This window comes from Lentilactobacillus sp. TOM.63 (assembly GCF_030361045.1).
In the GTDB taxonomy this organism is placed as follows: domain Bacteria; phylum Bacillota; class Bacilli; order Lactobacillales; family Lactobacillaceae; genus Lentilactobacillus; species Lentilactobacillus dabitei.
Genome location: NZ_JAUCAP010000186.1, coordinates 1 through 523, shown reverse-complemented (window position 1 = coordinate 523; position 523 = coordinate 1). Strand labels below are relative to the sequence as shown.

Below are 523 nucleotides of genomic sequence, written 5' to 3'. Positions count from 1 at the left end.
TAGTTAAATTGCCAAACAAAACCACATGAGAGAAGAGGACTCTACATTGAAGACTTTACAGGAAATGGCATTCAATTTCAACAAAAATATTTTAGTATCGCATACGGGTGGTCAATTATCTTCCGATGGCGGGCTAACATTGTGTGTAGAACTGATGGCAAAGTTTCAGTTCACCAACTTGGCCGATAAACTATTGAGGTTCAATGACCAGCGACGATATTGTCAACACAGTAATTCTAGTATCTTAAAACAGTTAATTCTTCAGATTATTGCCGGTTATAGCACAGATTCTGCGGCAACTTTTTTAGAAAAAGAACCACTTTTTAAATTATTATTGGATAAACCGTTTTTGGCTTCACAAGCAACAATATCACGTTTTTGGCAACGTTTTGATGAGGATAGTGTTAGCACATTACAGACTTTAAATGAGGCCTTGATCGATCGGGCTCGACTGTTAACCAACCAGACAACCACGATTATTGATATCGATTCGACTCACTCAGACACTTATGGCAAACAGGAA

General features: G+C 37.9%; 1 protein-coding gene. It reads left to right on the top strand.

Features of this window, described 5'->3' with window-relative positions; translation table 11 throughout:
- Positions 1 to 46: 46 nt before the first annotated feature.
- Positions 47 to 523: transposase (locus QUF07_RS14075; RefSeq protein WP_289428212.1), on the top strand; the 477-nt coding region annotated here is incomplete at its 3' end.